A 25,551-nucleotide genomic window follows, 5' to 3' on the forward strand; every position below is an offset into this window, starting at 1 on the left:
GACTTAAAATGACGGAATAATACCTTGTCCCGACGTTCTTAGCGGAAAGTCGGGATTTTGTCTCATAGCGGCCAGAGCCATGCCGCGCCGCGCACGCCGCTCGAATCGCCGTGTTTAGCCTTTCTTACCGGCGTTTGACACTCACGTCCAAATACCCACGAAGAAATCAGCGGTGGAACCGTGGTATATAAGCGGTCAACATTGCTCATTCCTCCACCCAATACCACAACGTCAGGATCGATAATATTAATCACATGAGCTAAAGACTTAGCCAACCGCTGCTCATAGTGCGCTATCGCCTTTTCCGCACGAGGATCGCCTTGACGCGAGAGCGACATAATCTCTGCGCCAATGCGTTTTTCCCCGCCTAAGCGCTGATAGTCAGTCTCAAAGCCAGTGCCGGAGATAAACGTCTCAATGCAACCGGATTTTCCGCAATAGCATGCAACCTCTTTCTGGTACTGCCACTCGTCTTCATTGAGCCACGGTAACGGATTATGTCCCCACTCTCCTGCAATACCGTTGCCACCTGCGTGAACCCGACCATCAATAGCAATACCCGATCCACAGCCCGTGCCGATAATCACCGCAAACACCAGATGGGCACCGGCGGCAGCACCGTCCGTGGCTTCCGATACAGCAAGGCAGTTAGCATCATTGGCAAGGCGAACCTCTCGCGATAGACGAGCGCAGAGATCTTTGTCGAGCGGCTTGCCATTCAGCCATGTGGAGTTTGCATTTTTAACCAGCCCAGTAAACGGCGATAACGTCCCTGGAATTCCCACACCAACGCTGCCTCGCTGACCGGTTTTTTCTTCGGCTAACTCCACCAGCCCAGCAATAGCTTCAACGGTTTGCGCATAGTCATCCCGTGGCGTGGCAATGCGATGACGAAACAGCTCTCGCCCATCGTTTTCCAGCGCGATAACTTCAATTTTAGTGCCGCCTAAATCTATACCAATACGCACATTGCCCCCTCGCAAAACGGATAGTTGATCAGGGCTAGTGTGCAGAATTTCTCAGATAATTAATACTACAGCCGCCCCTCTTTATTCGTTATCATGCGCCCTGTTTAATGCTTATTTTTGTATACCCCAAATAATTCGAATTGTGGGTCGGCGACAAACTTATAAATCCCCTAGCGCAGACTAAAGTCAGTGGCTGGGATGAGTGAGTACAGCTCCCCGCCCCGCAACGTGAAATATGACGGGCATAAGCTCACATTGCTAAAACATGGCGCGCGATGCGTCACGATCAGGGACAACGCTAATGCTATGGTTTAAGAATTTATTGGTTTACCGTCTGAGCCGCGACGTTCATCTGGTTCCAGATGAAGTGGAAAAACAGCTGGGCTCTATGGCTTTCACGCCCTGCGGTAGCCAAGATATGGCAAAAACGGGCTGGGTTTCACCGATGGGTTCTCACAGCGATGCTCTGACTCATTACGTCAACGATCAAATCCTGCTATGCGCCCGCAAAGAAGAAAAAATCCTGCCGTCGCCGGTATTAAAACAGGCGCTTCAAGCCAAAATTGAGAAGTTGGAAGGCGAACAGGGCCGTAAGCTAAAGAAAACGGAAAAAGACTCGCTGAAAGACGAAGTGCTGCATACCTTACTGCCGCGTGCGTTTAGCCGTTTCAGCCAAACGTGGCTGTGGATCGATATGGCTAACGGCCTGATTATGGTTGACGCCGCGAGTCCAAAGAAAGCGGAAGATACGCTGGCGCTGCTACGTAAAAGCTTGGGTTCATTGCCCGTGGTGCCATTAACCATGGAAAGCCCAATTGAGCTCACCATGACCGAATGGGTACGCTCAGGCGAAGTTCCCGCAGGCTTTACGCTGCAAGACGAAGCCGAGTTGAAAGCCATTCTGGAAGAAGGCGGCGTCATCCGCTGTAAAAAACAGGATCTGGTATCCGACGAAATTGCGGTACACATTGAGGCTGGCAAACTCGTCACCAAGCTGGCGTTAGACTGGCAGGAGCGTATTCAACTGGTGCTGTCGGATGACGGCTCGCTGAAGCGTTTGAAATTCTCTGAGACAATTCGCGACCAAAACGAAGATATCGATCGCGATGATTATGCTCAGCGTTTTGATGCCGACTTTATTCTGATGACCAGCGAACTGGCTGCATTGATCAAAAACTTGGTCGAAGCGCTAGGCGGTGAGTCAGAGAAGTAAAGACGGTACCTAACATCATTCGAGTTGCAGGAAGTGTCAGTAAACCTGCAACTTGCATGATGACGGATATATAAAATTGCGCCAACACGGACATTTTCAGGTAATCTGCCGTCTATATTGATGTCACCACGCTGAACGGATAGTCCGCTTGGCTTTATCCACGATTTTTGCGATAACTCAACGAATCTATGAACATCAGTGAAAAAACCTATCATCAACTCAAAACTAAAATTATTGCCAATGAGTTGGTTGGGGCTGTATCTGAAAATGAACTTTGCCAGGAACTGAATGTTAGCCGCACCCCCCTACGAGAGGCCATATTTCGTTTGATGACCGAGGGGTGGATTGAGCCATCAAAAAATAAAACTAAAACCATCAAGCCAATCACATTCAGTGAAATAAAAGATATCTTCCAAATAAGAAAGGATATCGAAATCATGGTGCTCAATTTATCTTGGGATAACCAGAATGTAGCGCTGTACACCGCCATCAGAGACAAAATCCAGCTTGGCTTTAAAGCTGAGAATCAGGATTTACTTCTTGAGGCAGATAACGAACTACATGAGCAAATGCTCACTGATTGTCATAATGAAATTGTCACTAAAATGCTGTCATTTATCTACGACCGCTTACGGATGCTGCGTTCGCAAAAAATGAAAAATGACTCAATATTAGAATCATCGGCAGAGCATTTGAAAATCTGTGATGGCATCATCAGTCGAGACATTGAGCAAACACGCCAAGCTATCGAACAGCATGTAAGTCATTCCTATGCCCGATTATTTTCTAGTTTTAAATAAGATTTTATCTGGAATATGACATAGCCAGAAGGTCTGACCATGCCATGGATATACGATGACTATGCTTATGCCCTGTCAGTGCTATCAGTAGATACTGCGATACAGCTGCTTAATGTCATCTAAATGTGCTTCGCGTGGATTCCCACCGGTGCAAATATCAGCTAATGCTGCCTCTGCCAATGCGTCAATATCGGCCTCTAACATTCCCACTTCACGCAGAGATGCAGGGATGCCTACATCGCTATTGAGCTGGAAAACCGCATCAATGGCTGCTTTGCGCGCCATAGAAATCGGTACATCGTTCATATTACTCACGCCTAACGCCGCCGCAATATGGCGATACTTTTCACCCGTATATTCTGCGTTGTAAGCCATGATATGAGGTAACAAAACCGCATTCGCGACACCGTGCGCAGTGCCATAAAACGCACCGAGCGGATGAGCCATTCCGTGCACCAAGCCTAATCCAACATTAGAAAACCCCATACCTGCAATATATTGTCCCAATGCCATGTCATCCATCCCCGCCTGTACACCTTTAACTGACAGACGTAACGCACGACCAATAATTTCAATGGCCTTGAGATGCAGCATATCGGATAGCTCCCACGCACCTTTAGTGATGTAACCTTCTATCGCATGAGTCAGTGCATCAACGCCCGTAGCGGCCTTCAGGCTAGCAGGCATGCTGGACATCATGTCTGAGTCAATAATCGCGACGATAGGTATATCATGCGGATCGTAGCAAACAAATTTACGCTTTTTCTCGATGTCAGTGATGACGTAATTTATCGTCACTTCAGCAGCCGTGCCTGCTGTGGTAGGAATAGCGATCATCGGTACAGATTTATTTTTCGTTTCTGCACCCCCTTCTAAACTACGCACATCGGCAAACTCAGGGTTATTAATAATAATACCGATCGCTTTACTCGTATCCTGCGGCGATCCGCCGCCTACCGCGATCAGATAATCGGCATCGGCCTGTTTGAAAGCGGCAACACCCTGCTGTATCACTTCAATGGTAGGGTTAGGAATCACTTTATCGTATATGCTATAGGCCAAAGCTGCCTGCTGCAAAATATCAGTTATCTTCGCAACCACATTATATTTAATGAGATCAGCATCGGTGACAATGAGCGCCTTGCGAAATCCGCGTTTCTTTATCTCATCTACCAACGAATTAATTGACCCCGTACCAAAATAAGAGGTCTCATTTAAAATCATTCTATAAGTCATCGTTTATCCTTTACTTTTTTATGAAGGGTTAATATCAAAAATAATATCGATAGCCTGACATTCTTCCGCCGTAAGCTCCCCACCGAAATTACGTGATAACGGACGCGTAGAATGAAACTTACGTGATAAGACCGTTTTTATCGTCGTGACAAAATCATTGCCGATGGTATATATCGAAGAAAGCTTGCTGATTTCACGCTGAATAGAGCTAAGCTGATGAAGATCGCCCTTTTCCCATGCTCCCCACGCCTGTACAAAAAGCTCTGGGACAATGTTATTCAGCCCTGAAATAACACCGGAGCCACCCGCCAATAAATTTGGAACAAAATATTCGTCATAACCCGAGAGCACGACGAAATCAGTACGGACATCGACCATCGTCTGAATCATCAAACGGTTGTGCGATAGGCAATCAACGGTATCTTTAATGCCCACAAAGTTTGGAAATTCAGTCGCCAGTTGAGCAACTAAGCCAGCATCTAAATCGCACCCGGTACGCGCAGGGAAATTATAAGCAAACCATTTACCCCTCAGCCGTTTTCCTAATTCACGGTAATAGCACAGCAGCTGGTGCGACGTTTGATAAAAATAGTAATGCGGCAGCACCATGACCGCATCATAGCCGCAGGCATAAGCTTCTTCGGCTAACGCAAGCATATCGGAAACACAGGTTGATGAAATATTCGCGACCATCGGCAGAGGCGACATACCGCGTGCTTCACGCAGCAACATTAAGCGCTCTTCCTGACTTAATGACGTAAATTCACCAATGCTTCCCATCAGCAGAATAACGTTGATTTCTGCCGTCGTCAGACGCTGCATATGCTCAGCAAGTCCCGATAGATCAATCTCACCTTGTGGGCTAAACGGGGTTATTGAAGGACACCAAACGCCTGAAAAATTGACTGTTTTAACCATGGTACTGTCCTTTTTGCAAATCATAAAAATGAAAGACTGCTTTATCTAAAATAGAGTCTGTTTTTCATAACAAGGTTTTTCATAACAAGGTCATTCGATAACAATATGCACCAATGTCTCATTCTGAATTTTTTCCCAATCCCAACGAATACCTAAGCCAGCCTCTTCGGGTGGAAAAGCAAAACCGTTTTCGATGGTCACAGGCGCAAGAGTCACACTGTCAAGCTGAGGAATATATTCCAACCAGCGACTGTTGGTAATCGCACAGCATAGGGAGACATGAAGCTCCATTAAGAAGTGAGGGCAAACGATTTTATTAAAACATTCAGCCATATGAGCGACTTTCAACCACGGGGTAATACCACCGATACGCGCCACATCGACCTGAATAATATCGGCCGCATTATTTTGCAAATATTCTTTAAAATGCTGAATTGAATAAATTGATTCCCCTACTGCCACAGGAATAACCGTGGATTCGCACAGTTTTTTATGTGAGTCCACATCATGTGCTAAAAAGGGTTCTTCAATCCATGACAAGTTGATGTATTCAAGTAAGGCCGCGCGCTGTTTACCCTCTGAATATTTAAATGCCTGATTGCAGTCGGTCATAATCACATAATCATCCCCTACCGCTTTGCGCACAGCGTCTAAGCGTGCAATATCGCGAACTGGGTTCTCCGAGCCAATTTTAATCTTCGAACCACAAAACCCTTTTGCTTTAACGGCTAAAGCATCATCCACTAATTCTTGCGTACTTAAATGTAACCAACCGCCCTCGGTGGTATATAGCCGCATTTTTGATTTTGCCCCTCCGGCGACTTTATACAACGGGAGTTGCATTCGCTTGCATTTTAGATCCCATAGCGCCGTGTCGATGGCGGCAAGAGACAGTGACGTAATAGCTCCTACCGACGTCGAATGGGTAGAAAACAACAATGACTCCCATATTTCCTCAATCATGGAAGCATCGCACCCAATCAACCTGGGTAAGAGATGATCTTTAAGCAAGGCAATAACGGAAGAGCCGCCCGTGCCGATGGTGTAGGTATATCCCTCCCCAACCAGACCACTTTGAGTGGTCAGTCGAACAATCGGTGTTTCCTGCGAAATAAAAGACTGTATCGCATCGACACGTTTAACTTTCGGTTCTAAATTCACCATAAATATTTCGGCTTTGATAATTTTCATTGCTATTTCCCTTACTTCCTTGCTTGATGTCATTAACCAATACCCTCCATGCTTGAAGTTGCTTCTACGTTGGCTATGTTCGCTCGTCCAAATCACTTCACCTTCGTAAGCTCATCAGAATTTACTTACTTGCCACGTGATTCAGCCAAGCATCCCCTGAAAGTGCCAGCCTTTTGTGATGCGACTTCAATTATTTTGGGTATAGATTTTTTATTTTCTAAACAGTTTAACGTTATTGAATACCAATATTGGCGAGTGCATCCCACAATGATTGAGGAATATTCATATTGGCCCACTGATAATTTTTTTCGGCCTGTTCTATCGACTGTACGCCACAGGTCACCGTCACCACATTTTTATTTCTAAGCGGAAACTGCAAAGCCGCAGCACCAATAGGAACATCATGTTGCTGACAAATAGTTTCAATTTCATTAACTCGTAATAGCGTAGCGTCAGGAACCTTGCCATATTCATATATGGATAATTTTTTATCCTTAGCCACCAACACACCGGTCGCAAATGGTGCAGCAACAGCGACCGATACACCATTTTTCTCACACTTTGCAAAAAAACTCTGATGATCGGTTTCTAGTAAATTATAACGATTAGCCAGCATAAAGATGTCTGGTGAGGCATAATCCATCACCTCCATTAAAATATCCTCTTCGTTGGCTCCTACACCCCAAGCTTTTATATCGCCATTACGTTTAAGTTCATCCAGCGCCTTTTGACCCGATTCGCAAAAGTTTTTGAAATGATAACGCTCTTGTTCCGTTTTTCCGTAGGTATAAGTCCCCAGATCATGAACATAGAGAATATCGATATACCGCACCCCTAAGCGCTGTATTGAATCCTCATAAGAACGCATAATGCCCTGATAAGAATAATCAGCGACACGATCAAACGGGTTTTCATTAAAGAAGAAATCGCCTGCTTCGAGACCGCTTTGATGCTTTCTCGATTGCAACAGGCGCCCTACTTTTGTAGACAATATATAGTCGTTCCGTTCAATTCCCCTCAACCCTAATCCCAAACGCAGTTCAGATAGCCCACTGCCATAATGTGGTGCGCAATCAAAATAACGCCATCCCACCTGAATAGCTTTATCTACAATAGCAATCGCTTCAGCATTGGTTAGCTCTTTAAACAGATTAGCTAGGCTTGCTGCACCAAATGTTAGGCTTGGCACAGATAAGCCGACACTCTTAATTTCATTCATGGTAATCATGATAATCTCCACAATTCAATGAGGAACGGAATTTACTGACTGATTTTTTAGTCGTTATGTTATTAGCTATACTTTAGCAATCTTGTTTAATAAATTAATAAGTGATATTTTTTAAATAACTACGTTCTAGACTGTTTTAATGGTTTTTTCTTTAATATTAAAAATCAATTTTAAAATAATGATAATCACCGCTGTAGCAGCCAGCGTTAGAACACCAGAGAAAATAGGATTCATATCTTTTAACAGTTCGAACATTTTATAAAACAGATATGAGAATGCATGCGAACCACCGTCAATCGATGAAGAAAGCATTTCTTTCGGCACGTTTAAATGGGCTTTCTCTGCCAATGCCTGAGACACAACGGCAAGGTCAGAACCAAACCATAAAATACCACACACAATCACAATTCCATTGATTAAGCCACGGAACATATTCCCATTACATGCCACGGTGCCAAATACCACAAACATGGGTAGATAGGGAATATCAGCAAAAGGCATCATAGTATTAAAGGGTAAAACAGTGCTAATCAGTATTGTTATCGGCACCATCAATATACCAACGGATAATACTGCGGGATTTTTAAAGGTGATTTCACCGCTAATACCAAAATAAAGTGCTTTAGTCGGGAAGCGTTTTTTTACCCATTCTGAAGCAATTTCAGTAATAGGGACTAAACCACTCACCAATACACCCGCCATCGTAGGTAACAAGACCATCACGGCGGCAAAGTTCATTCCGCTTTTAACAATCTCACTAAAAGGTAATGCACCTAAACCCCCGATGATAACGCCAAGAATTGCCCCCATGGCTAAGGGACTACCAAAAAACCCGAGCTTAGCTTCAATTTTATTAAGATTAAGATCGATTTTATTAATCACGGGGATACGGTCAATAATGCGATCCATCAAGAACGCCAGCGGTGCCCACGCCACGATTTCCGCCTGCGTTATCGTGACATTAGGCGTATCGCAGAACGTCTGAATATGCGGTGCAATGTAGTCGGCGATCTTGAGCGTGACAATAAATGTTAGCAGACTTGCAAAAACCCCAATCCAGAAAGAGCCCGTAACCTGTTCAACAATGACGCCTGCAAATACAAAGTGCCAATAGTTCCAGAAATCCACATTCAGCGTTTTGGTCGTATTGGTAGAGATCATTATTAAGTTAGTGATAAAGCACAGCGCGTAGACGACAGGCAGAGACAGCGCAGCTAGACTAAATGCGCTAATGAGCGGCCAGCCTAAATCTAATACCTCATAATGCAGATTGAGGTTTTTGACCATGGCTTCCGTTGAACCGCTTAAAGAACTCACCATAAAACTAATAAGCAATGATAAACCTAGAAAACCAATACCCACCGTCATCGCATTTTTTGCCGCAATACCTAGCTTAGCGCCGAAGATCAGGGCGAAAATAAACATAATGATGGGAATAACCACAGCGGGGCCAAAGCCCAATATATATTGAACGACTTCCATGATGTCTCCTGTTATTTCAGTGAATAAACGTGTTCGGCAACTGCGTGATAGAACTGCTCCATAGAGTAATGAGGATGTGATTTAAGATAGCGTTGACACAGCGAAACGATGTCAGCGTAATGAAGCGCCAATAATGAAACCGGCCAATCAGAGCCAAACATCACGCGCCGATCGCCAAATGCGTTAAATACGGCATCGATATAAGGTTCTAAGTCTTTATAAGCTTGGTCTTGATCTTTCCAACACCCGTAATTTGCTTCAGTCGCGATCCCAGATAATTTGCAATAAACGTTTGAATAACGTTGTCCAATAAAACGTATTCCTTCTTGCCATTCTTCAATCAGGCACTCGCGAATAATAGGTTTGGCGCAATGTTCAATGACAAACGTTGTATCTGGGCACTGTGATATTAGCTGAGCGACGCATGCCAACTGCGATGGCGTAATCAGAAGTTCATAAACCAACCCCCTTTCTCCCACGCACCGCACACCATCGATAAAATCAGGATCAATCAAATGTTCAGCAGGTAATCCTTGCGACATATAGCGAATGCCTTTCAGCTTGTTCGACCGGCTGATTAACCTGTCGAGATCGCTGCCCACGCGTTGTCCTTTGGTCATATCTGCCCAGCCAACCACGCCTTTAATTTGTGGCGTATCGGCAGCAATCCTCAAAAGCCATTCGCTTTCTTCTAACTGTGGGACGGCCTGTACAAGGATCGCACCTTCAACTTGGTGACCCTCTAAGACGTCGAGAAGATCTTCGATGGTGAAATCTCGGCGAATAGCCTCCAGATCGGCAGTAATCCATTCAAAGTGCTCGCCTTCGCACACCCAAAGATGGTTATGAGTATCAATAATTTTCATTCTATTTTCCTTGTATTCATATTGTATACAATGTGAATACAATAATCTTAACTGATTAAAGTACAACCCGCTAAGTGCAATAATGCCTAAGCAGTCACAAATTTTAATCTTGGGAATTCGTCAGAAAATTAGATAACTCGCGGAAAATATTGAGAAATTAAGAAGAATGAACAGCAAAAGAAGAAAAAAGAAAGGGCTAGGTTAAACACCTAGCCCTAATAACGATCGTTCGCGATATTAGCTCAAATACTTACACAGATACGACGTTGGCTCTGCCACCTGCAAGTTAAACTCACTATGACCCGGCACAAAGAAGGTTTCTCCTGATGAGAACACCTGCCAATCAGGCGCACCCGGAATCAACACACGCAGAGCACCTGTAATGACCGTCATCTCTTCCGGTTTATCGGTTGAGAAGGTGTATTCCCCTGCGTCCATTACGCCAATGCTTTGACGCCCAATGCTGCCACTGTCAAAACCAATCGACTTTACTTTACCAGCAAAATACTCATTTACATTCAACATACTATGGCACCTGTATTGAGAAGGGGTTACTGCATATTGGATGAAAAAACCGGTGCTGTCACTGACTTAGTTCACACTGTGAGAGGCCAGCGAAAGTTATCGCCTCAAGCGTTCACTTACTGAACGTTTAGTAGGCGCTAGCGTCGGTAATTAGTGCAATTTGCGACTGGCTCAGCGTTAAACGCGCCGCCAACGCTAATTCCTCTAGCTGCTGTAATGACGTCGCGCTTGCAATCGGCGCCGTGATCCCCGGCTGAGCAATCTGCCATGCCAGCGCCACAGCCACCGGTGAAGCATCAACCTCATGAGCCACCTGCTCTAAGGCATCGAGAATACCTAATCCCCGATGATTGAGATATTTCGCCACAATGCCATCGCCACGTGCACTCTTATGCGCATCCTCGGCGCTGCGGTATTTCCCCGATAGGAAGCCGCTCGCCAGTGCATAATAGTTAATGACGCCCAAATGCTCTTTTTGCACGAGAGGAGCCAGTTCGAGCTCAAAGTTCTGGCGGTCATACAGATTATATTCCGGCTGAATTGTCTCATAGCGGGCTAATCCCAGCTCAGCGCTCACCTCCAACGCTTTCGCCAAGCGCTCAGCACTGTAGTTGGAGGCACCAATGGCGCGTACCTTACCCTCTTTGATTAACGCATCGAAAGCATTCATGGTTTCCGCCAACGGCGTATCGCGATCGTCATCATGAGACTGATAGAGGTCGATATAATCCGTTTTCAGACGGCGTAAAGAGGCTTCTACGGCTTCGCGAATATAACGCGCCGATAGCCCTTTGCGATGTTCCCCCATCGGTTTGCCTACTTTCGTAGCAAGAATAATGTGATCGCGTTTGCCACTTTTTTGTAGCCAGTTGCCAATAATCGTTTCAGATTCGCCGCCCCTATTTCCCGGCACCCAGGATGAGTAAACATCAGCGGTATCAATGAAGTTCAACTGATGCTCCAACAAAGCATCGAGCAGGCTAAAGGACGTTGCCTGATCGACCGTCCAACCAAACACGTTGCCACCAAATGTCAGGGTAGGTACTCGAATGCCAGAGCGGCCCAGTTCGCGTAGTTTCATTGCAGTCTCCTGTCTTAAGGTTTGTGAAAACGACGTTGATAACGAATACTAATAACACTAATTATTCACTGTGACGAAATACCCTAAATAATTCGAATGGTATGGGCGGCAAGTGAGCTCCTCTCGATGAGCTTACTCTCGTCAGTGATTCGAGTAAGTAAACGTGGCCAACAAAAAGACAACTTGAAGTATGACAGGGTATAGACAAATCAGGCTAAATACAGAAAGGTCTTACGCTCGCTGACCTATCTTCCACATTTCCTTCATTTTTAGATCGAGCCTAAGGCCTAGAATAGTAAACTGTGATGAGTAACTAATTTTTGTGGGTGATTGGGCCACTACGCCCAATATTTATATTTGCGCATAAGCGCGGATATTTCTCTGGAGAATTCTGTCTGCAATGAGTGCTTTCAATAAACCGACCTCCCGTAAACGCCTTTGGTGGGCGATAGCCATTATCGTTGTGGCTGGTGTGATTGTTTGGCGTTACACCAGCAGCGGCAACGCTGACAAACCTGTCGCGGGCGCAGAACAGGCACAGAAAGGCAAAACGGGGGGGAAAGCCGGTGGACGCCGTGGCGGCAGTGGAATGCTCGCACCGGTGCAAGCCTCGGAAACGCGCACGTCCAATGTGCCTAACTACTTAACAGGTTTAGGTACGGTAACCGCTGCAAATACCGTCACCGTCCGTAGTCGCGTTGATGGGCAACTGATGAAAATCCACTTCACCGAAGGCCAGCAGGTGAAAGCGGGAGATTTATTGGCAGAAATCGATCCGCGCCCGTTTCAGGTGCAGTTAGCTCAAGCTCAGGGTCAGCTTGCCAAAGACCAAGCCATTTTAGCTAATGCTCGACGCGATCTAGCGCGTTATCAAAAGCTGAGCAAGACCAATATGGTTTCTCAGCAAGAGTTGGATACTCAGGCATCGTTAGTGACTCAGACTCAGGGCAGCATTGTGGCCGATCAGGGCGCCGTTGACAGCGCCAAACTACAGCTGACCTACAGCCGCATCACCGCACCGATTGATGGACGTGTCGGCTTGAAGCTGGTCGATGAAGGTAACTATATCACCAGCGGTGATACCACCGGCTTAGTGGTGCTTACCCAGACACATCCTATTGATGTGGTTTTCACTCTGCCTGAAAACAATATCGCCAGCATTCAGCAGGCACAAAAAGAAAACGGTAAGTTAGAAGTAGAAGCATGGGACCGCACTAATCAGCACTTACTCACTACCGGAACCTTGCTGAGTATGGATAACCAGATCGACACCAGCACCGGCACCATCAAAATTAAAGCCCGTTTTGATAACCAAGACGACACGTTATTCCCTAATCAGTTTGTTAACGTTCGTTTGAAAGTATCGACTCAAAGCGACGCTGTAGTGGCTCCTGCCGCTGCGGTACAGATGGGAAATGAAGGCAGCTTTGTGTGGGTGCTAAACGATAAAAATCAGGTCAGCAAACACGCCGTGTCCGTAGGCACCCGTGACGCATCAGAAGTGGTGATTACCGGTGGACTTTCTGCCGGTGAGCGAGTGGTTACTGACGGTATCGATCAGCTTACGGAAGGTGCAACCGTTGAGGTCATTGCTCCGCACACAGAAAATGCGGCTCAGACTCAGGCCACTTCCGGTAAAGATAAAGATGTTTCAGCTAAGCAGACCACTGGTAAACAGGACAAGTCATAATGCAACATATGCCTGTCGGTTCTGAAGAGCCTAAAAACGAGATCCCCGCCACCGGCGGGCCTTCTCGCCTGTTTATACTCCGCCCAGTTGCTACCACGCTGCTAATGGTGGCCATCCTGCTTGCCGGTATTGTGGGTTACCGCTCACTTTCGGTTTCTGCCTTGCCAGAAGTAGACTATCCGACCATTCAAGTTGTAACGCTCTATCCGGGTGCCAGCCCTGACGTGACCACGTCGGCCATTACCGCCCCCTTAGAGCGTCAGTTTGGGCAGATGTCGGGGCTGAAACAGATGGCCTCGCAAAGCTCAGGCGGCGCATCGGTTATCACCTTACAGTTCCAACTCAGCCTGTCACTTGATGTCGCTGAGCAGGAAGTTCAGGCTGCTATTAACGCGGCGACCAATCTTCTTCCTAACGATCTGCCCTATCCGCCGATTTACAGTAAGGTTAACCCTGCCGATCCACCGATCATGACTATCGCCGTCACCTCCGACGCCGTCGCCATGGCGCAGGTGGAAGACATGGTGGAAACGCGCATTTCGCAGAAAATTTCGCAGGTCAGCGGCGTTGGCCTCGTCACCCTTTCCGGCGGGCAGCGCCCTGCCGTTCGAGTACGTTTAAATGCACCGGCGGTTGCGGCTTATGGTTTAGACAGTGAAACCATTCGTACTGCCATTGCTAACGCCAACGTTAACTCCGCCAAAGGGAGTTTCGACGGCCCGACGCGCTCGGTTACGCTATCCGCCAACGACCAAATGAAATCGGCGGAAGACTACCGCGATCTGATAGTGGCTTACTCCAACGGTGCGCCGGTGCGTTTAAGCGACGTGGCAACCATTGAGCAAGCGGCAGAAAATACCAAACTGGCAGCGTGGGCAGACAAAAAACCCGCCATTATTTTGAACGTTCAACGCCAGCCAGGCGCTAACGTCATCACCACCGCTGACAGCATTCAGGCGTTACTGCCACAGCTGACGGAAAGTTTACCGAAATCAGTTAAACTCACGGTGTTAACCGATCGTACCGAAACCATTCGTGCCTCCGTTAGCGATGTGCAAACTGAGTTACTGCTCGCCATCGCACTGGTGGTTATGGTGATTTACCTGTTCCTACGCAACGTTCCGGCCACGATTATCCCCAGCGTCGCCGTGCCGCTATCGTTGGTGGGCACATTCGCTGTCATGTACTTTCTTAATTTTTCGATCAACAACCTCACGCTGATGGCGCTGACCATTGCCACCGGATTCGTGGTGGATGATGCGATTGTGGTGATTGAAAACATCTCCCGCTATATCGAAAAAGGGGAAAAACCGCTCGATGCCGCATTGAAAGGCGCAGGGGAAATCGGTTTTACCATCATCTCGTTAACCTTCTCACTGATCGCCGTACTCATCCCGCTGCTGTTTATGGGCGATATTATTGGCCGTCTATTCCGTGAGTTTGCGGTCACGCTAGCGGTGGCAATCCTCATTTCAGCGGTGGTTTCTCTGACGCTAACGCCAATGATGTGTGCCCGCATGCTCAGCCACGAATCGCTGCGTAAGCAGAACCGTTTCTCCCGCGCCAGCGAACGTTTCTTTGAGCGCGTGATTGCTAAATATGGCGAATGGCTAAAAGTCGTCTTGAATCATCCTATGCTGACGCTAGGCGTTGCGCTCAGCACGCTGGTGTTGACCGTTTTACTGTATATTTTTATCCCTAAAGGATTTTTCCCGATTCAGGATAACGGCCTGATTCAAGGGACTGTGCAGGCTCCACAGTCCGTTTCCTTTAGCGAAATGGCACAGCGCCAGCAAAAACTGGCGGCTGAGATTTTGAAAGATCCTGACGTTGCGAGCCTAAGCTCTTTTATCGGCGTGGATGGCACCAACGCAACGCTAAACAGCGGACGTTTGCAAATCAATCTCAAGCCGTTAGATGAACGCAAAGATCGGGTACAGCAGATCATCCCGCGCCTACAAACTCTGGCCGACAAAATTCCCGGTATTAAGCTGTACCTCCAACCGGTGCAAGATCTCACTATCGATACACAGGTGAGCCGTACCCAATATCAATTCACGCTGCAGGCCATGTCGTTGGATCAGCTCAGTACATGGGTGCCAAAGCTGATCGGTGCACTGCAAGAATCCCCCATGCTCAAAGACGTAAGCAGTGACTGGCAAGATCAAGGTCTGGTCGCTTTTGTCAACGTCAATCGCGATACGGCAAGCCGCTTAGGCGTTACCATGGCTGACGTTGACAACGCGCTGTACAACGCTTTCGGTCAACGCCTGATTTCAACTATTTATACTCAGGCTAACCAATATCGCGTGGTTCTAGAACATAATCAGGATCATACCGACGGCTTAACCGCCTTCAACGATTTGTACTTGACCAGTTCAGACGGTAAAAACGTGCCGCTGAACACCATCGCGACCATTGAAGAGCGCTTCGGGCCGCTGTCGATTAACCATGTCGATCAGTTCCCATCAACGACGGTGTCATTTAACGTTGCCGATGGTTACTCGCTAGAGCAAGCGATGAAAACCATCACCAGCACTGAGCAACAGCTTAATATGCCGGTAGATATCACCACCCATTTCCAAGGTGCCACGCTGGCGTTTGAATCTGCCTTGGGTAACACGTTATGGCTGATTGTGGCGGCAATTGTGGCGATGTACATCGTTCTGGGTGTGCTGTATGAAAGCTTTATCCATCCTGTCACCATTCTCTCGACGCTGCCTACCGCCGGTGTGGGGGCGTTGCTGGCGCTGATTATGGCCGGCAGTGAGCTGGATGTGATTGCCATTATCGGCATCATTTTGCTGATTGGTATCGTGAAGAAAAATGCCATCATGATGATCGACTTCGCGCTTGCCGCCGAGCGTGAACAGGGAATGGCACCTTACGATGCAATTTATCAAGCCTGCCTACTGCGCTTCCGCCCTATTCTGATGACGACGCTCGCGGCCTTGCTCGGCGCATTACCGCTGATGCTAAGCACCGGCGTGGGGGCTGAACTGCGCCAACCGCTGGGGATTTGTATGGTCGGCGGCCTAGTGATGAGTCAGGTTCTAACACTGTTTACCACGCCAGTGATTTACCTGCTCTTTGATAAGGTTTCAAGAAACACGCATCCAGCGAAAGATCCACAGGAGAGCACCCAGTGAGATTCTCGCCGTCTAAAGGTTTCTTCGCTTTATTTATCAATCGGCCGGTCGCCACCACGCTGCTGACGCTGGCGATCACCCTGTGCGGGATTTTAGGTTTCAAGCTATTACCTATTGCTCCGCTACCGCAGGTAGATTATCCGGTCATCATGGTGAGCGCCTCTTTGCCGGGTGCATCGCCAGAAACCATGGCGTCGTCGGTGGCCACGCCGTTGGAACGCGCCCTTGGTCGTATTGCGGGTATCAGCGAGATGACGTCCTCCAGTTCGCTGGGGAGCACCCGCATCATTATCCAGTTTGATTTTAATCGCGATATCAACGGTGCCGCACGCGATGTACAGGCCGCCATTAACGCGGCGCAAAGCTTACTGCCATCGGGAATGCCAAGCCGCCCTAGCTATCGTAAGGCGAATCCGTCTGACGCGCCGATTATGATCATGACGCTCACGTCAGACACCTACGATCAGGCAAAGCTTTACGACATTGCCTCGACTCAGCTGGCGCAAAAAATCGCGCAGGTTGACGGCGTAGGCGACGTTTCCGTTGGGGGGAGTTCACTGCCTGCCGTACGCATCGAGCTCAATCCTGAAGCCCTATTTAATCAGGGTGTTTCGCTCGATAACGTACGAACGTCGATTGCCAACGCCAACGTTCGTCGTCCACAGGGATCGATTGAAGCGAACGATAAACGTTGGCAGGTGCAAGCTAACGATGAAATTAAAACTGCGCAGGATTACCAGCCGTTAATTATTCATTACAACAACGGCTCGGCGGTACGTTTAAGCGACGTGGCGAACGTGAAGGATTCGGTCGAAAACGTGCGTAATGCCGGCATGACCAACGCCAAACCCGCCATTCTGATCATGATCCGCCGTAGCGCTGATGCCAACATTATTGAAACCGTCGATCGCATACGCGCACAGATCCCCGAGTTTCGTGCACTGATCCCGGCGTCAATTGATCTGCAGGTGGCACAAGATCGTTCGCCTACGATCCGCGCCTCGCTTGACGAAGTGGAAAGTTCGCTGGCGATCGCCGTGGGATTGGTAATCATGGTGGTGTTCTTGTTCCTGCGTTCGGGCCGCGCCACGCTGATCCCTGCCGTTGCTGTACCGGTTTCATTGATCGGCACCTTTGCCGCTATGTATCTGTGCGATTTTAGCCTGAATAATCTGTCGCTAATGGCGCTCACCATTGCGACCGGTTTTGTCGTGGATGATGCCATCGTCGTGCTGGAAAACATTTCTCGCCACGTTGAGGCAGGAATGAAACCGAAAAAAGCTGCGCTCATCGGCGCACGAGAAGTGGGCTTCACTGTGCTATCGATGAGTCTGTCGTTGATCGCTGTCTTCATCCCATTACTATTGATGAGCGGGTTGCCGGGACGTCTATTCCGTGAGTTTTCGGTTACGCTCTCCGTGGCGATCGGCATTTCACTGGTGGTATCCCTGACATTAACCCCCATGATGTGTGCCTATCTGCTTAAGCAGCGCCCTTCACGCCATCAGGAACGTATTCGTGGCTTCGGCAAGCTGCTGCTGAAACTCCAACAAGGCTATGGCAAAAGTTTACGCTGGGTGCTGGATCACGCACGCTGGGTGCTACTGATCCTGATAGCGACGATTGGGTTAAACGTCTGGCTGTATATTTCCATCCCCAAAACGTTCTTCCCCGAACAGGACGTTGGTCGTTTGATGGGCTTTATTCAAGCAGACCAAAGCATTTCATTTCAGGCAATGCGCGGTAAGCTGCAAGACTTCATGAAAATCGTGCGTAACGATCCAGACGTGGATAACGTGACCGGCTTTACCGGTGGTTCTAGTACTAACAGCGGCATGATGTTTATCTCATTGAAACCATTGAGCGAACGTAAAGATAGCGCCCAACAGGTTATCGCTCGCCTACGTGGAAAACTGGCCAAAGAACCCGGCGCCAATCTGTTTTTAATGGCGGAGCAAGATATTCGCGTTGGTGGCCGTCAGGGAAATGCGAGCTATCAATACACACTGCTCTCCGACGATCTCAGCGAACTGCGCAAGTGGGAACCTAAGATCCGAGCCGCATTCGCCAAGCTGCCCGAACTCGCCGATGTCAGCTCTGACCAGCAGGACAAAGGCTCAGAACTGGCGTTGACCTACGATCGTGAGAGCATGGCGCGGCTGGGTATCAACGTTGCCGACGCTAACAGCTTGCTGAATAACGCCTTCGGCCAACGGCAGATTTCGACTGTTTATCAACCACTCAATCAATATCACGTGGTGATGGAGGTCGCGCCGGAGTATACGCAGGATGAAAGTTCGCTAGACAAAATGTTTGTGATCAACAGCGATGGCAAGGCTATTCCACTATCCTATTTTGCTAAGTGGCAACCGGCTAATGCCCCACTGTCGGTTAACCATCAAGGCTTAACCGCGGCCTCAACCATCTCCTTCAACCTGCCAGAAGGCAAGGCGCTGTCAGATGCCTCAGCCGCCATCGAACGCACCATGACGGCATTAGGAGTGCCGAATACGGTACGCGGCACTTTCGCCGGTACTGCTCAGGTCTTTCAGGATACGCAAAATTCGCAGATCGTTTTGATTCTGGCCGCTATCGCAACGGTGTATATCGTGCTCGGCGTATTGTATGAAAGCTATGTGCACCCGCTGACCATTCTGTCGACGCTGCCTTCAGCGGGCGTCGGGGCACTATTAGCATTGGAAATGTTTGGCGCGCCCTTTAGCTTAATTGCCCTGATTGGCATTATGTTATTGATAGGCATAGTGAAAAAGAACGCTATCATGATGGTCGATTTTGCCCTTGATGCCGAACGCAACGGCGGTATGAGCGCACGTGACGCGATATTTCAAGCCAGCTTATTGCGCTTCCGACCAATAATGATGACCACATTGGCGGCGCTGTTTGGCGCTCTGCCGTTAGCATTTAGCAGCGGCGATGGCGCAGAACTGCGTCAGCCGCTGGGGATAACCATTGCGGGTGGTCTGATCATGAGCCAGCTATTAACGCTCTACACGACGCCGGTGGTCTATCTCTATTTTGACCGACTCCGCAGTCGTTTTAGCAAAGTAAAAACGCTGAAACCGCTGCCGAGATAGGCCTCATACAACGGCACATTACCGGACAATTGAGCGGAAAACGGCAGGAGGCATGCCTCTTGCCTAAATTATTGTTTAAACAATCGGAGTTTTATCCATGCCTGAACAATCCGCTTCAGTTCGCTGGCAGCTATGGATTGTCGCCTTTGGCTTCTTCATGCAAACGTTGGATACCACCATCGTTAACACCGCGCTGCCCGCAATGGCAGCCAGCCTCGGTGAAAGTCCGCTGCGCATGCAGTCGGTGGTGGTCGCCTATGTGTTGACCGTGGCGGTAATGCTACCGGCTAGCGGCTGGCTTGCCGATCGGGTGGGAGTAAAACGCGTTTTTTTCAGCGCCATAGTCCTGTTTACGCTCGGATCGCTGTTTTGTGCGCAGGCCGAAACCCTCAACCAATTGCTGATGGCCCGCGTATTACAAGGCGTCGGCGGAGCCATGATGGTTCCAGTGGGGCGTCTGACCGTCATGAAAATTGTGCCGCGCAGTCAATATATGGCAGCGATGACCTTTGTCACCCTCCCCGGCCAAATCGGTCCACTGGTCGGCCCGGCATTAGGTGGTTTTCTGGTGCAATACGCCAGTTGGCACTGGATCTTTCTGATTAACTTACCGGTAGGAATTGTGGGTGCGATCGCCACCCTATGGCTAATGCCTAACTACAGCATGCAAACTCGTCGCTTTGACATTCGAGGTTTTGTCATGCTGGCGATTGGTATGGCGACGCTCACGTTGGCACTCGACGGCCACAAAGGGCTCGGACTAGATACCAGCATGATTTATGGCTTGGTACTTTCTGGCGGAATCGCATTAGCCAGTTATTATTGGCATGCCAAACGCAGCGACGCCCCGCTGTTTAGCCTAGATCTGATGAAAACACCGACCTTTTCACTTGGGCTCAGCGGCAGTTTTCTAGGGCGTATCGGCAGCGGAATGTTGCCCTTCATGACCCCGATATTTCTGCAAATCGGCATGGGGTTCTCGCCGTTCCACGCCGGGCTAATGATGATCCCAATGATTATCGGCAGTATGGGCATGAAGCGTATCGTGGTGAGAGTAGTGAATCAGTTTGGTTATCGGCGCGTATTGGTCTGCGCCACGCTGGCGTTAGCGGCGGTCAGTCTAGCTCTGCCGTTGAGCGCGATGTATATCAGCCTATGGATAATTCCCGTGGTGTTATTTTTCCAAGGCATGATCAATGCCATGCGCTTTTCATCCATGAATACGCTGACCCTCAAAGATTTACCTGATGAACTCGCCAGCAGCGGCAACAGTCTGTTATCGATGATCATGCAACTCTCAATGAGCCTTGGGGTAAGCATTGCCGGTCTGCTGTTGGGCTTGTTCTCTCATCATCAAATCACCGCTGACAGCGCGGCGATCCATCAGGCATTTTTGCTCACTTATGGCTGTATCGCACTGATTATCGCCCTTCCCGCGCTGGTGTTTTTACGTGTACCGGACGATACCTTAGAAAACAACACCCTTGAACGTACCGCGCGTCGCCGCAAGGAGAACTCATGAAGCTTGGCATTACCGGCAAACTGTTTCTTGCCATCTTCTCCACCTGCATTCTGGTGCTGATCACCATGCACTGGGGCGTTCGGGTCAGTTTCGAGCGCGGCTTTATTGACTACATTAAACACGGCAATGAACAACGTGTTCGCCTGCTCGCCGCCGAACTGGAAGAACGCTACGCGCAGGCCGGAAACTGGCGTTTTCTGCGTCATAATGACCGCGTGATTTTCCAGATTATGCATAACATCGAACAAAGTAACGAAGGTAACGATACGCTCCCCCCACACGGCTGGCGCACACCGTTTTGGGTAATTGATAGCCGCAACCGTAAAATGGTGGGACCGCCAGGCGACATTCCGAGTGAAGGCACACGCCAACCCGTGATGTATCAGGGCCAGACCGTGGGTTGGGTCGTCACTACGCCACCCGAACGTTTAACGCGTAATACCGATATTAATTTTGACCTTCAGCAAAGACGTACCAGTTGGATCATTGTGGCGCTAGCGACATTGCTAGCCGCAGCGGTGACATGGGCGCTGTCCCGCAGCATGCTGGCACCGGTAAAACGGTTGGTCAACGCCATGCATAAATTGGCAGCAGGAAATTTCTCGACGCGCGTTGAGGTGGAGTCACGCGACGAATTAGGCAAACTGGCACAGGATTTTAACCAGCTCGCGATTACACTTGAAAAAAACGAGCATATGCGCCGAGCATTAATGGCGGATGTTTCACACGAACTGCGCACACCGCTGGCGGTGCTGCGTGGAGAATTGGAAGCGATGCAGGATGGTGTGCGCCAGATGACGCAGGATTCGCTCGCGTCGTTGCAAGCCGAAGTAGAAACGTTAACTAAATTGGTCAATGATCTGCACCAGCTCTCTATGTCCGACGCCGGTGCCCTGGCCTATCGCAAACAGCACATTGATGTGATTCATCTGGTTCAGTTGGCTGCCAGTGCATTTCACGATCGTTTTAGCTTAAAAAATATCACGCTCTCGCTCGATTTACCGGAGAAAGCCTGCGTATTTGGTGATCCCGACCGTTTATTGCAACTCTTCAATAATCTCTTCGAAAATAGCCTGCGTTACACTGACGGTAACGGACAATTGCAAGTTAAAGGACAAATCAGCGACACCGCCCTTCAGCTCTACTGGCAAGATAGCGCCCCCGGTGTGACCGACGAGCAACTTGAAAAGATATTCGAACGTTTTTACCGCGCGGAAGGCTCACGCAACCGCGCCAGCGGCGGCTCTGGCCTCGGCTTATCAATTTGCCAAAATATTGTTGAAGCACATAGCGGCGTAATGGTCGCAGAGCATTCTCCACTGGGAGGCTTAACCATCAGCCTGCAATTGCCGCTTGATACGGAAAACTATAAAAGGTAATGGATATGAACAGTATCACTGGAAGTATGGCCATCGACCCATCAGGGCAACATGTATTGATCGTCGAAGACGAACCCAAGCTAGGTCAGCTCCTCATCGATTATCTCACCGCTGGCGGCTACCAGCCTCATCTCTTGGCTGATGGCAACGCGGTGCTGCCGTATGTGCATCAAACACCGCCGGATTTGATTCTGCTTGATTTGATGCTGCCGGGTACCGATGGGCTCACATTATGCCGTGAAATCCGCCGTTTCTCCGACGTCCCTATCGTCATGGTAACCGCAAAAATAGAAGAAATAGACCGCCTATTGGGATTAGAGATTGGCGCAGATGATTACATCTGTAAGCCATATAGCCCGAGAGAAGTCGTCGCTCGCGTGAAAACTATTTTGCGGCGCTGTGTACGCAGAACCGAAGCCAATGCAGAACCGATGTTAATCATCGATGAAAATCGCTATCAGGCCAGCTTCCAAGATCAACTCCTAGACTTAACGCCCGCCGAATTCAGGCTATTAAAAACGCTGGCAACTCAACCTGGTACGGTACTCTCTCGTGAACAGTTGCTAAACCACCTGTATGACGACTATCGGGTGGTGACCGATCGCACCGTAGACAGTCATATAAAAAATCTGCGCCGCAAACTCGAACAGCTTGAAAACGGCGAGCCGTTTATTCGTTCGGTTTATGGCATCGGTTATCGTTGGGAAGGCACTGCGTGTAAAGTGCTGTAAACGTTAACTCTGGCTCCCGCGTCATCGCGGGAGCACGACGTTTATCTCCCTCGTCCTCTCCTGCAAATATTCAGCCATTGTCTATACTTACCTTGATTTATTTAGCATGAAAAGTATCCATCCTCATTAGCGCAGTTAATTGAATACGGCGATATAGATTTAAGGAGATACCCATGGCAATCGGCTATTATGAAATTAAAAAAGCGAAGAACGGGCAGTTCCACTTTAATCTGAAAGCAAGCAACGGCGAGATTATTCTCTCTAGCGAGATGTATGCCAGTAAAGCATCCGCCGATAATGGCATCGCCTCAGTGCAGGCTAATTCACCCGACGAAGCACAGTTTGAGATAAAAAATAGCAGCAGCGATCAACCCTATTTTGTTCTCAAAGCGAAAAACCATCAGGTGATTGGCACCAGTGAAATGTATAGCTCTGAGAGCGCCGCCAAGAAAGGGATTCAGTCGGTGGTAAAAAACGGTGCGACAACAGATATTAGGGATTTGACGCACGGGTGAAGCATGGCGGCTAACGCGAATTAATCTTTTGTCATCTGTATAAAGTTTCTGCACGCTTATCACTACCGGTTCCTTCTGGCATAAGTGAGCGCACTCAGATCAGGGGTGGGCGCAGGGACGCGCCGAATATGCGCGATTGCTGTTCGTTCCGCCAATACCGGAATAATAAACCAATATATGTGCGCAGAAGTCTCCACATGCCACCGTCTTCTAAAGCGCATTGGCCTTCGATTACCCACAGCATTTGTGCGGAACCGCTGAACCCTCTATAATGCCCGCCTTCACTGTACCTGCGGGTACAGACTGACTTGTGATCAGACCTTTAAAGAGAAATACAAACCTATGTTTACTCCGGAATTACTCTCTCCGGCCGGTACGCTGAAAAACATGCGTTATGCGTTCGCCTATGGCGCAGATGCAGTTTATGCCGGTCAGCCTCGTTACAGCCTGCGTGTCCGTAACAACGAATTCAACCATGAGAATCTGGCTCAGGGCATCAATGAAGCTCACGCTCTGGGGAAAAAATTCTATGTGGTGGTGAATATTGCACCGCACAATGCCAAATTGAAAACCTTCCTACGTGACCTGAAGCCCGTCATTGAGATGGGGCCTGACGCGCTGATTATGTCAGATCCTGGCTTGATTTCGATGGTGCGCGAAGCTTTCCCCGAGATGGCGATTCACCTTTCCGTACAGGCCAACGCGGTTAACTGGGCGACGGTGAAATTCTGGAAACAAATGGGACTAACCCGCGTGATCTTGTCGCGCGAACTTTCTCTGGAAGAAATTGAAGAGATCCGCCAGCAGGTTCCTGATATGGAACTGGAAATCTTCGTGCACGGCGCATTGTGCATGGCCTACTCTGGCCGCTGCCTGCTGTCTGGCTATATCAATAAGCGCGATCCCAATCAGGGAACCTGTACTAACGCCTGTCGCTGGGAATACAAAGTACAGGAAGGCAAAGAAGACGCCGTTGGCAATATCGTACACATCCACGAACCTATCCCAGTGACCGAAGTACCGGCAGTTGAACCCACTCTGGGTATCGGTGCACCAACGGACAAAGTGTTCATGCTGGAAGAAGCAATGCGCCCAGGCGAATACATGAGTGCGTTTGAGGACGAACACGGCACTTACATCATGAACTCCAAAGATCTGCGCGCTATCCAACACGTTGATCGCTTGACTAAGATGGGTGTTCATTCGCTGAAAATCGAAGGCCGCACTAAATCTTTCTATTACGTTGCACGTACCGCTCAGGTCTATCGCCGTGCAATTGATGATGCTGTTGCGGGCAAACCTTTCGATCCAACGTTGCTGACTACGCTAGAAGCACTGGCACATCGTGGCTATACCGAAGGCTTCTTACGTCGTCATGTACATGAAGATCAGCAAAACTATGACTACGGTTACTCCGTCTCTGATAGCCAGCAGTTTGTTGGTGAGCTTACCGGCGTCCGCCGTGATGGTTATGCAGAAGTCGTGGTGAAGAATAAGTTCTCACTCGGAGACAGTGTTGAAATGATGACGCCAAAAGGCAATATTCACTTCACATTGGAAGCCATGCAAAACAAAAAAGGCGAGCCGACCGATGTAGCACCAGGAAATGGGCATATCGTTTACATCCCTGTACCTGAGGATTTAGATTTGGAGTTCGCGCTGCTCATGCGTAATTTGCAAGGAACGGACACTCGTAATCCGCATTCTGCTTCTTAATATCTATCTAGGCGTAGCTGATTCTTAAAAAGCTGCGCTTCTTTATCTATTTTTTGTCATTAATATTTCGAATATAAGATTAAGATCACACTTAATCTTATCTCATATCGATATTATTGAGTGGCAAAAAGATATAACGAAAAAGCAATACTAGGAACCACCTCCTTGCCAGCCCAATCTCCCTTGGGCTGGTTTTCTTTTTTTATACAAATACTCACATCCCTAAACTTCCCTTTATAAAAACCG

The 25,551-nt window shown here is 48.5% G+C and carries 19 protein-coding genes; 10 read left to right on the top strand and 9 right to left on the bottom strand.

The genetic code is table 11. From position 1 onward, the window contains the following. Positions 1-62: 62 nt before the first annotated feature. Entirely contained in the window at positions 63-968 is a 906-nt protein-coding gene (mak, locus tag K9N75_RS15780) for a fructokinase (RefSeq protein WP_008814176.1), read from the bottom strand. A 301-nt stretch (positions 969-1,269) separates the two neighbouring features. Here mak and rdgC point away from each other — a divergent pair, with 301 nt between their 5' ends. Both rdgC and K9N75_RS15790 read left to right on the top strand, forming a co-directional pair. Then, positions 1,270-2,181 (top strand): recombination-associated protein RdgC, encoded by a 912-nt coding sequence (rdgC, locus tag K9N75_RS15785; RefSeq protein ID WP_008814177.1) that lies wholly within the window; start codon positions 1,270-1,272, stop codon positions 2,179-2,181. 188 nt (positions 2,182-2,369) lie between these two features. Next, the gene (locus K9N75_RS15790) at positions 2,370-2,981 is read left to right on the top strand and encodes a GntR family transcriptional regulator (RefSeq protein ID WP_130996463.1); all 612 of its coding nucleotides are present in this window, start codon (positions 2,370-2,372) and stop codon (positions 2,979-2,981) included. A gap of 84 nt (positions 2,982-3,065) precedes the next feature. Here K9N75_RS15790 and fucO read toward each other — a convergent pair whose 3' ends face one another. The 8 genes from fucO to K9N75_RS15830 all read right to left on the bottom strand — a co-directional run bounded on the left by fucO (position 3,066) and on the right by K9N75_RS15830 (position 11,508). Continuing rightward, a complete protein-coding gene (gene fucO, locus K9N75_RS15795) occupies positions 3,066-4,217 on the bottom strand; it encodes a lactaldehyde reductase (protein WP_224451864.1) in 1,152 nt (383 codons plus the stop codon). Positions 4,218-4,235: 18 nt separating this feature from the next. Beyond that, positions 4,236-5,135, bottom strand: a complete 900-nt coding sequence (locus tag K9N75_RS15800) for a dihydrodipicolinate synthase family protein (protein WP_224451865.1) — start codon at positions 5,133-5,135, stop codon at positions 4,236-4,238. 90 nt (positions 5,136-5,225) lie between these two features. Then, entirely contained in the window at positions 5,226-6,326 is a 1,101-nt protein-coding gene (locus K9N75_RS15805; RefSeq protein WP_224451866.1) for a mandelate racemase/muconate lactonizing enzyme family protein, read from the bottom strand. A 232-nt stretch (positions 6,327-6,558) separates the two neighbouring features. After that, entirely contained in the window at positions 6,559-7,554 is a 996-nt protein-coding gene (locus K9N75_RS15810) for an aldo/keto reductase (RefSeq protein ID WP_039188117.1), read from the bottom strand. A 126-nt stretch (positions 7,555-7,680) separates the two neighbouring features. Beyond that, complete coding sequence (locus K9N75_RS15815) at positions 7,681-9,036, bottom strand: PTS transporter subunit IIC (RefSeq protein WP_114445506.1); 1,356 nt, start codon at positions 9,034-9,036, stop codon at positions 7,681-7,683. A gap of 11 nt (positions 9,037-9,047) precedes the next feature. Next, positions 9,048-9,902, bottom strand: a complete 855-nt coding sequence (locus K9N75_RS15820; protein WP_224451867.1) for an amidohydrolase family protein — start codon at positions 9,900-9,902, stop codon at positions 9,048-9,050. 237 nt (positions 9,903-10,139) lie between these two features. Next, positions 10,140-10,427, bottom strand: coding sequence for a pyrimidine/purine nucleoside phosphorylase (ppnP, locus tag K9N75_RS15825; protein WP_004091927.1), 288 nt, complete (start codon positions 10,425-10,427; stop codon positions 10,140-10,142). A 127-nt stretch (positions 10,428-10,554) separates the two neighbouring features. After that, positions 10,555-11,508 (bottom strand): aldo/keto reductase, encoded by a 954-nt coding sequence (locus K9N75_RS15830; protein WP_008814178.1) that lies wholly within the window; start codon positions 11,506-11,508, stop codon positions 10,555-10,557. 400 nt (positions 11,509-11,908) lie between these two features. Between K9N75_RS15830 and K9N75_RS15835 the strand changes: the two genes are divergently transcribed. The 8 genes from K9N75_RS15835 to trhP all read left to right on the top strand — a co-directional run bounded on the left by K9N75_RS15835 (position 11,909) and on the right by trhP (position 25,305). After that, complete coding sequence (locus K9N75_RS15835; RefSeq protein WP_008814179.1) at positions 11,909-13,198, top strand: MdtA/MuxA family multidrug efflux RND transporter periplasmic adaptor subunit; 1,290 nt, start codon at positions 11,909-11,911, stop codon at positions 13,196-13,198. Continuing rightward, positions 13,198-16,347, top strand: a complete 3,150-nt coding sequence (locus K9N75_RS15840) for an MdtB/MuxB family multidrug efflux RND transporter permease subunit (RefSeq protein ID WP_224451868.1) — start codon at positions 13,198-13,200, stop codon at positions 16,345-16,347. The genes K9N75_RS15835 and K9N75_RS15840 overlap by 1 nt, the downstream gene beginning before the upstream one ends. Beyond that, positions 16,344-19,442, top strand: coding sequence for a multidrug efflux RND transporter permease subunit MdtC (mdtC, locus tag K9N75_RS15845; RefSeq protein WP_224451869.1), 3,099 nt, complete (start codon positions 16,344-16,346; stop codon positions 19,440-19,442). Before K9N75_RS15840 ends, mdtC begins: the two co-directional genes overlap by 4 nt. Positions 19,443-19,539: 97 nt before the next feature. Beyond that, positions 19,540-20,964 carry a multidrug transporter subunit MdtD gene (gene mdtD, locus K9N75_RS15850; RefSeq protein WP_061059746.1) on the top strand — a complete coding sequence of 475 codons (1,425 nt, stop codon included), beginning with the start codon at positions 19,540-19,542 and terminating at the stop codon, positions 20,962-20,964. Next, positions 20,961-22,343 carry an envelope stress sensor histidine kinase BaeS gene (gene baeS, locus K9N75_RS15855; protein ID WP_008814183.1) on the top strand — a complete coding sequence of 461 codons (1,383 nt, stop codon included), beginning with the start codon at positions 20,961-20,963 and terminating at the stop codon, positions 22,341-22,343. The genes mdtD and baeS overlap by 4 nt, the downstream gene beginning before the upstream one ends. Positions 22,344-22,369: 26 nt before the next feature. Further along, a complete protein-coding gene (gene baeR, locus K9N75_RS15860; RefSeq protein ID WP_174705394.1) occupies positions 22,370-23,074 on the top strand; it encodes an envelope stress response regulator BaeR in 705 nt (234 codons plus the stop codon). 173 nt (positions 23,075-23,247) lie between these two features. Continuing rightward, positions 23,248-23,589 (top strand): YegP family protein, encoded by a 342-nt coding sequence (locus K9N75_RS15865; RefSeq protein ID WP_004091895.1) that lies wholly within the window; start codon positions 23,248-23,250, stop codon positions 23,587-23,589. A gap of 342 nt (positions 23,590-23,931) precedes the next feature. Then, entirely contained in the window at positions 23,932-25,305 is a 1,374-nt protein-coding gene (trhP, locus tag K9N75_RS15870; RefSeq protein WP_224451870.1) for a prephenate-dependent tRNA uridine(34) hydroxylase TrhP, read from the top strand. Positions 25,306-25,551 lie beyond the last annotated feature (246 nt).

The organism is Hafnia paralvei, assembly GCF_020150375.1.
Lineage (GTDB): Bacteria > Pseudomonadota > Gammaproteobacteria > Enterobacterales > Enterobacteriaceae > Hafnia > Hafnia paralvei.

Bases quoted from the DNA above. Each gene is read 5' to 3' on its own strand.
- rdgC (WP_008814177.1), top strand. From the start codon at position 1,270: ATGCTATGGTTTAAGAATTTATTGGTTTACCGTCTGAGCCGCGACGTT.
- K9N75_RS15790 (WP_130996463.1), top strand. From the start codon at position 2,370: ATGAACATCAGTGAAAAAACCTATCATCAACTCAAAACTAAAATTATT.
- fucO (WP_224451864.1), bottom strand. From the start codon at position 4,217: ATGACTTATAGAATGATTTTAAATGAGACCTCTTATTTTGGTACGGGG.
- K9N75_RS15800 (WP_224451865.1), bottom strand. From the start codon at position 5,135: ATGGTTAAAACAGTCAATTTTTCAGGCGTTTGGTGTCCTTCAATAACC.
- K9N75_RS15805 (WP_224451866.1), bottom strand. From the start codon at position 6,326: ATGAAAATTATCAAAGCCGAAATATTTATGGTGAATTTAGAACCGAAA.
- K9N75_RS15810 (WP_039188117.1), bottom strand. From the start codon at position 7,554: ATGATTACCATGAATGAAATTAAGAGTGTCGGCTTATCTGTGCCAAGC.
- K9N75_RS15815 (WP_114445506.1), bottom strand. From the start codon at position 9,036: ATGGAAGTCGTTCAATATATATTGGGCTTTGGCCCCGCTGTGGTTATT.
- K9N75_RS15820 (WP_224451867.1), bottom strand. From the start codon at position 9,902: ATGAAAATTATTGATACTCATAACCATCTTTGGGTGTGCGAAGGCGAG.
- ppnP (WP_004091927.1), bottom strand. From the start codon at position 10,427: ATGTTGAATGTAAATGAGTATTTTGCTGGTAAAGTAAAGTCGATTGGT.
- K9N75_RS15830 (WP_008814178.1), bottom strand. From the start codon at position 11,508: ATGAAACTACGCGAACTGGGCCGCTCTGGCATTCGAGTACCTACCCTG.
- K9N75_RS15835 (WP_008814179.1), top strand. From the start codon at position 11,909: ATGAGTGCTTTCAATAAACCGACCTCCCGTAAACGCCTTTGGTGGGCG.
- K9N75_RS15840 (WP_224451868.1), top strand. From the start codon at position 13,198: ATGCAACATATGCCTGTCGGTTCTGAAGAGCCTAAAAACGAGATCCCC.
- mdtD (WP_061059746.1), top strand. From the start codon at position 19,540: ATGCCTGAACAATCCGCTTCAGTTCGCTGGCAGCTATGGATTGTCGCC.
- baeS (WP_008814183.1), top strand. From the start codon at position 20,961: ATGAAGCTTGGCATTACCGGCAAACTGTTTCTTGCCATCTTCTCCACC.
- baeR (WP_174705394.1), top strand. From the start codon at position 22,370: ATGGCCATCGACCCATCAGGGCAACATGTATTGATCGTCGAAGACGAA.
- K9N75_RS15865 (WP_004091895.1), top strand. From the start codon at position 23,248: ATGGCAATCGGCTATTATGAAATTAAAAAAGCGAAGAACGGGCAGTTC.
- trhP (WP_224451870.1), top strand. From the start codon at position 23,932: ATGTTTACTCCGGAATTACTCTCTCCGGCCGGTACGCTGAAAAACATG.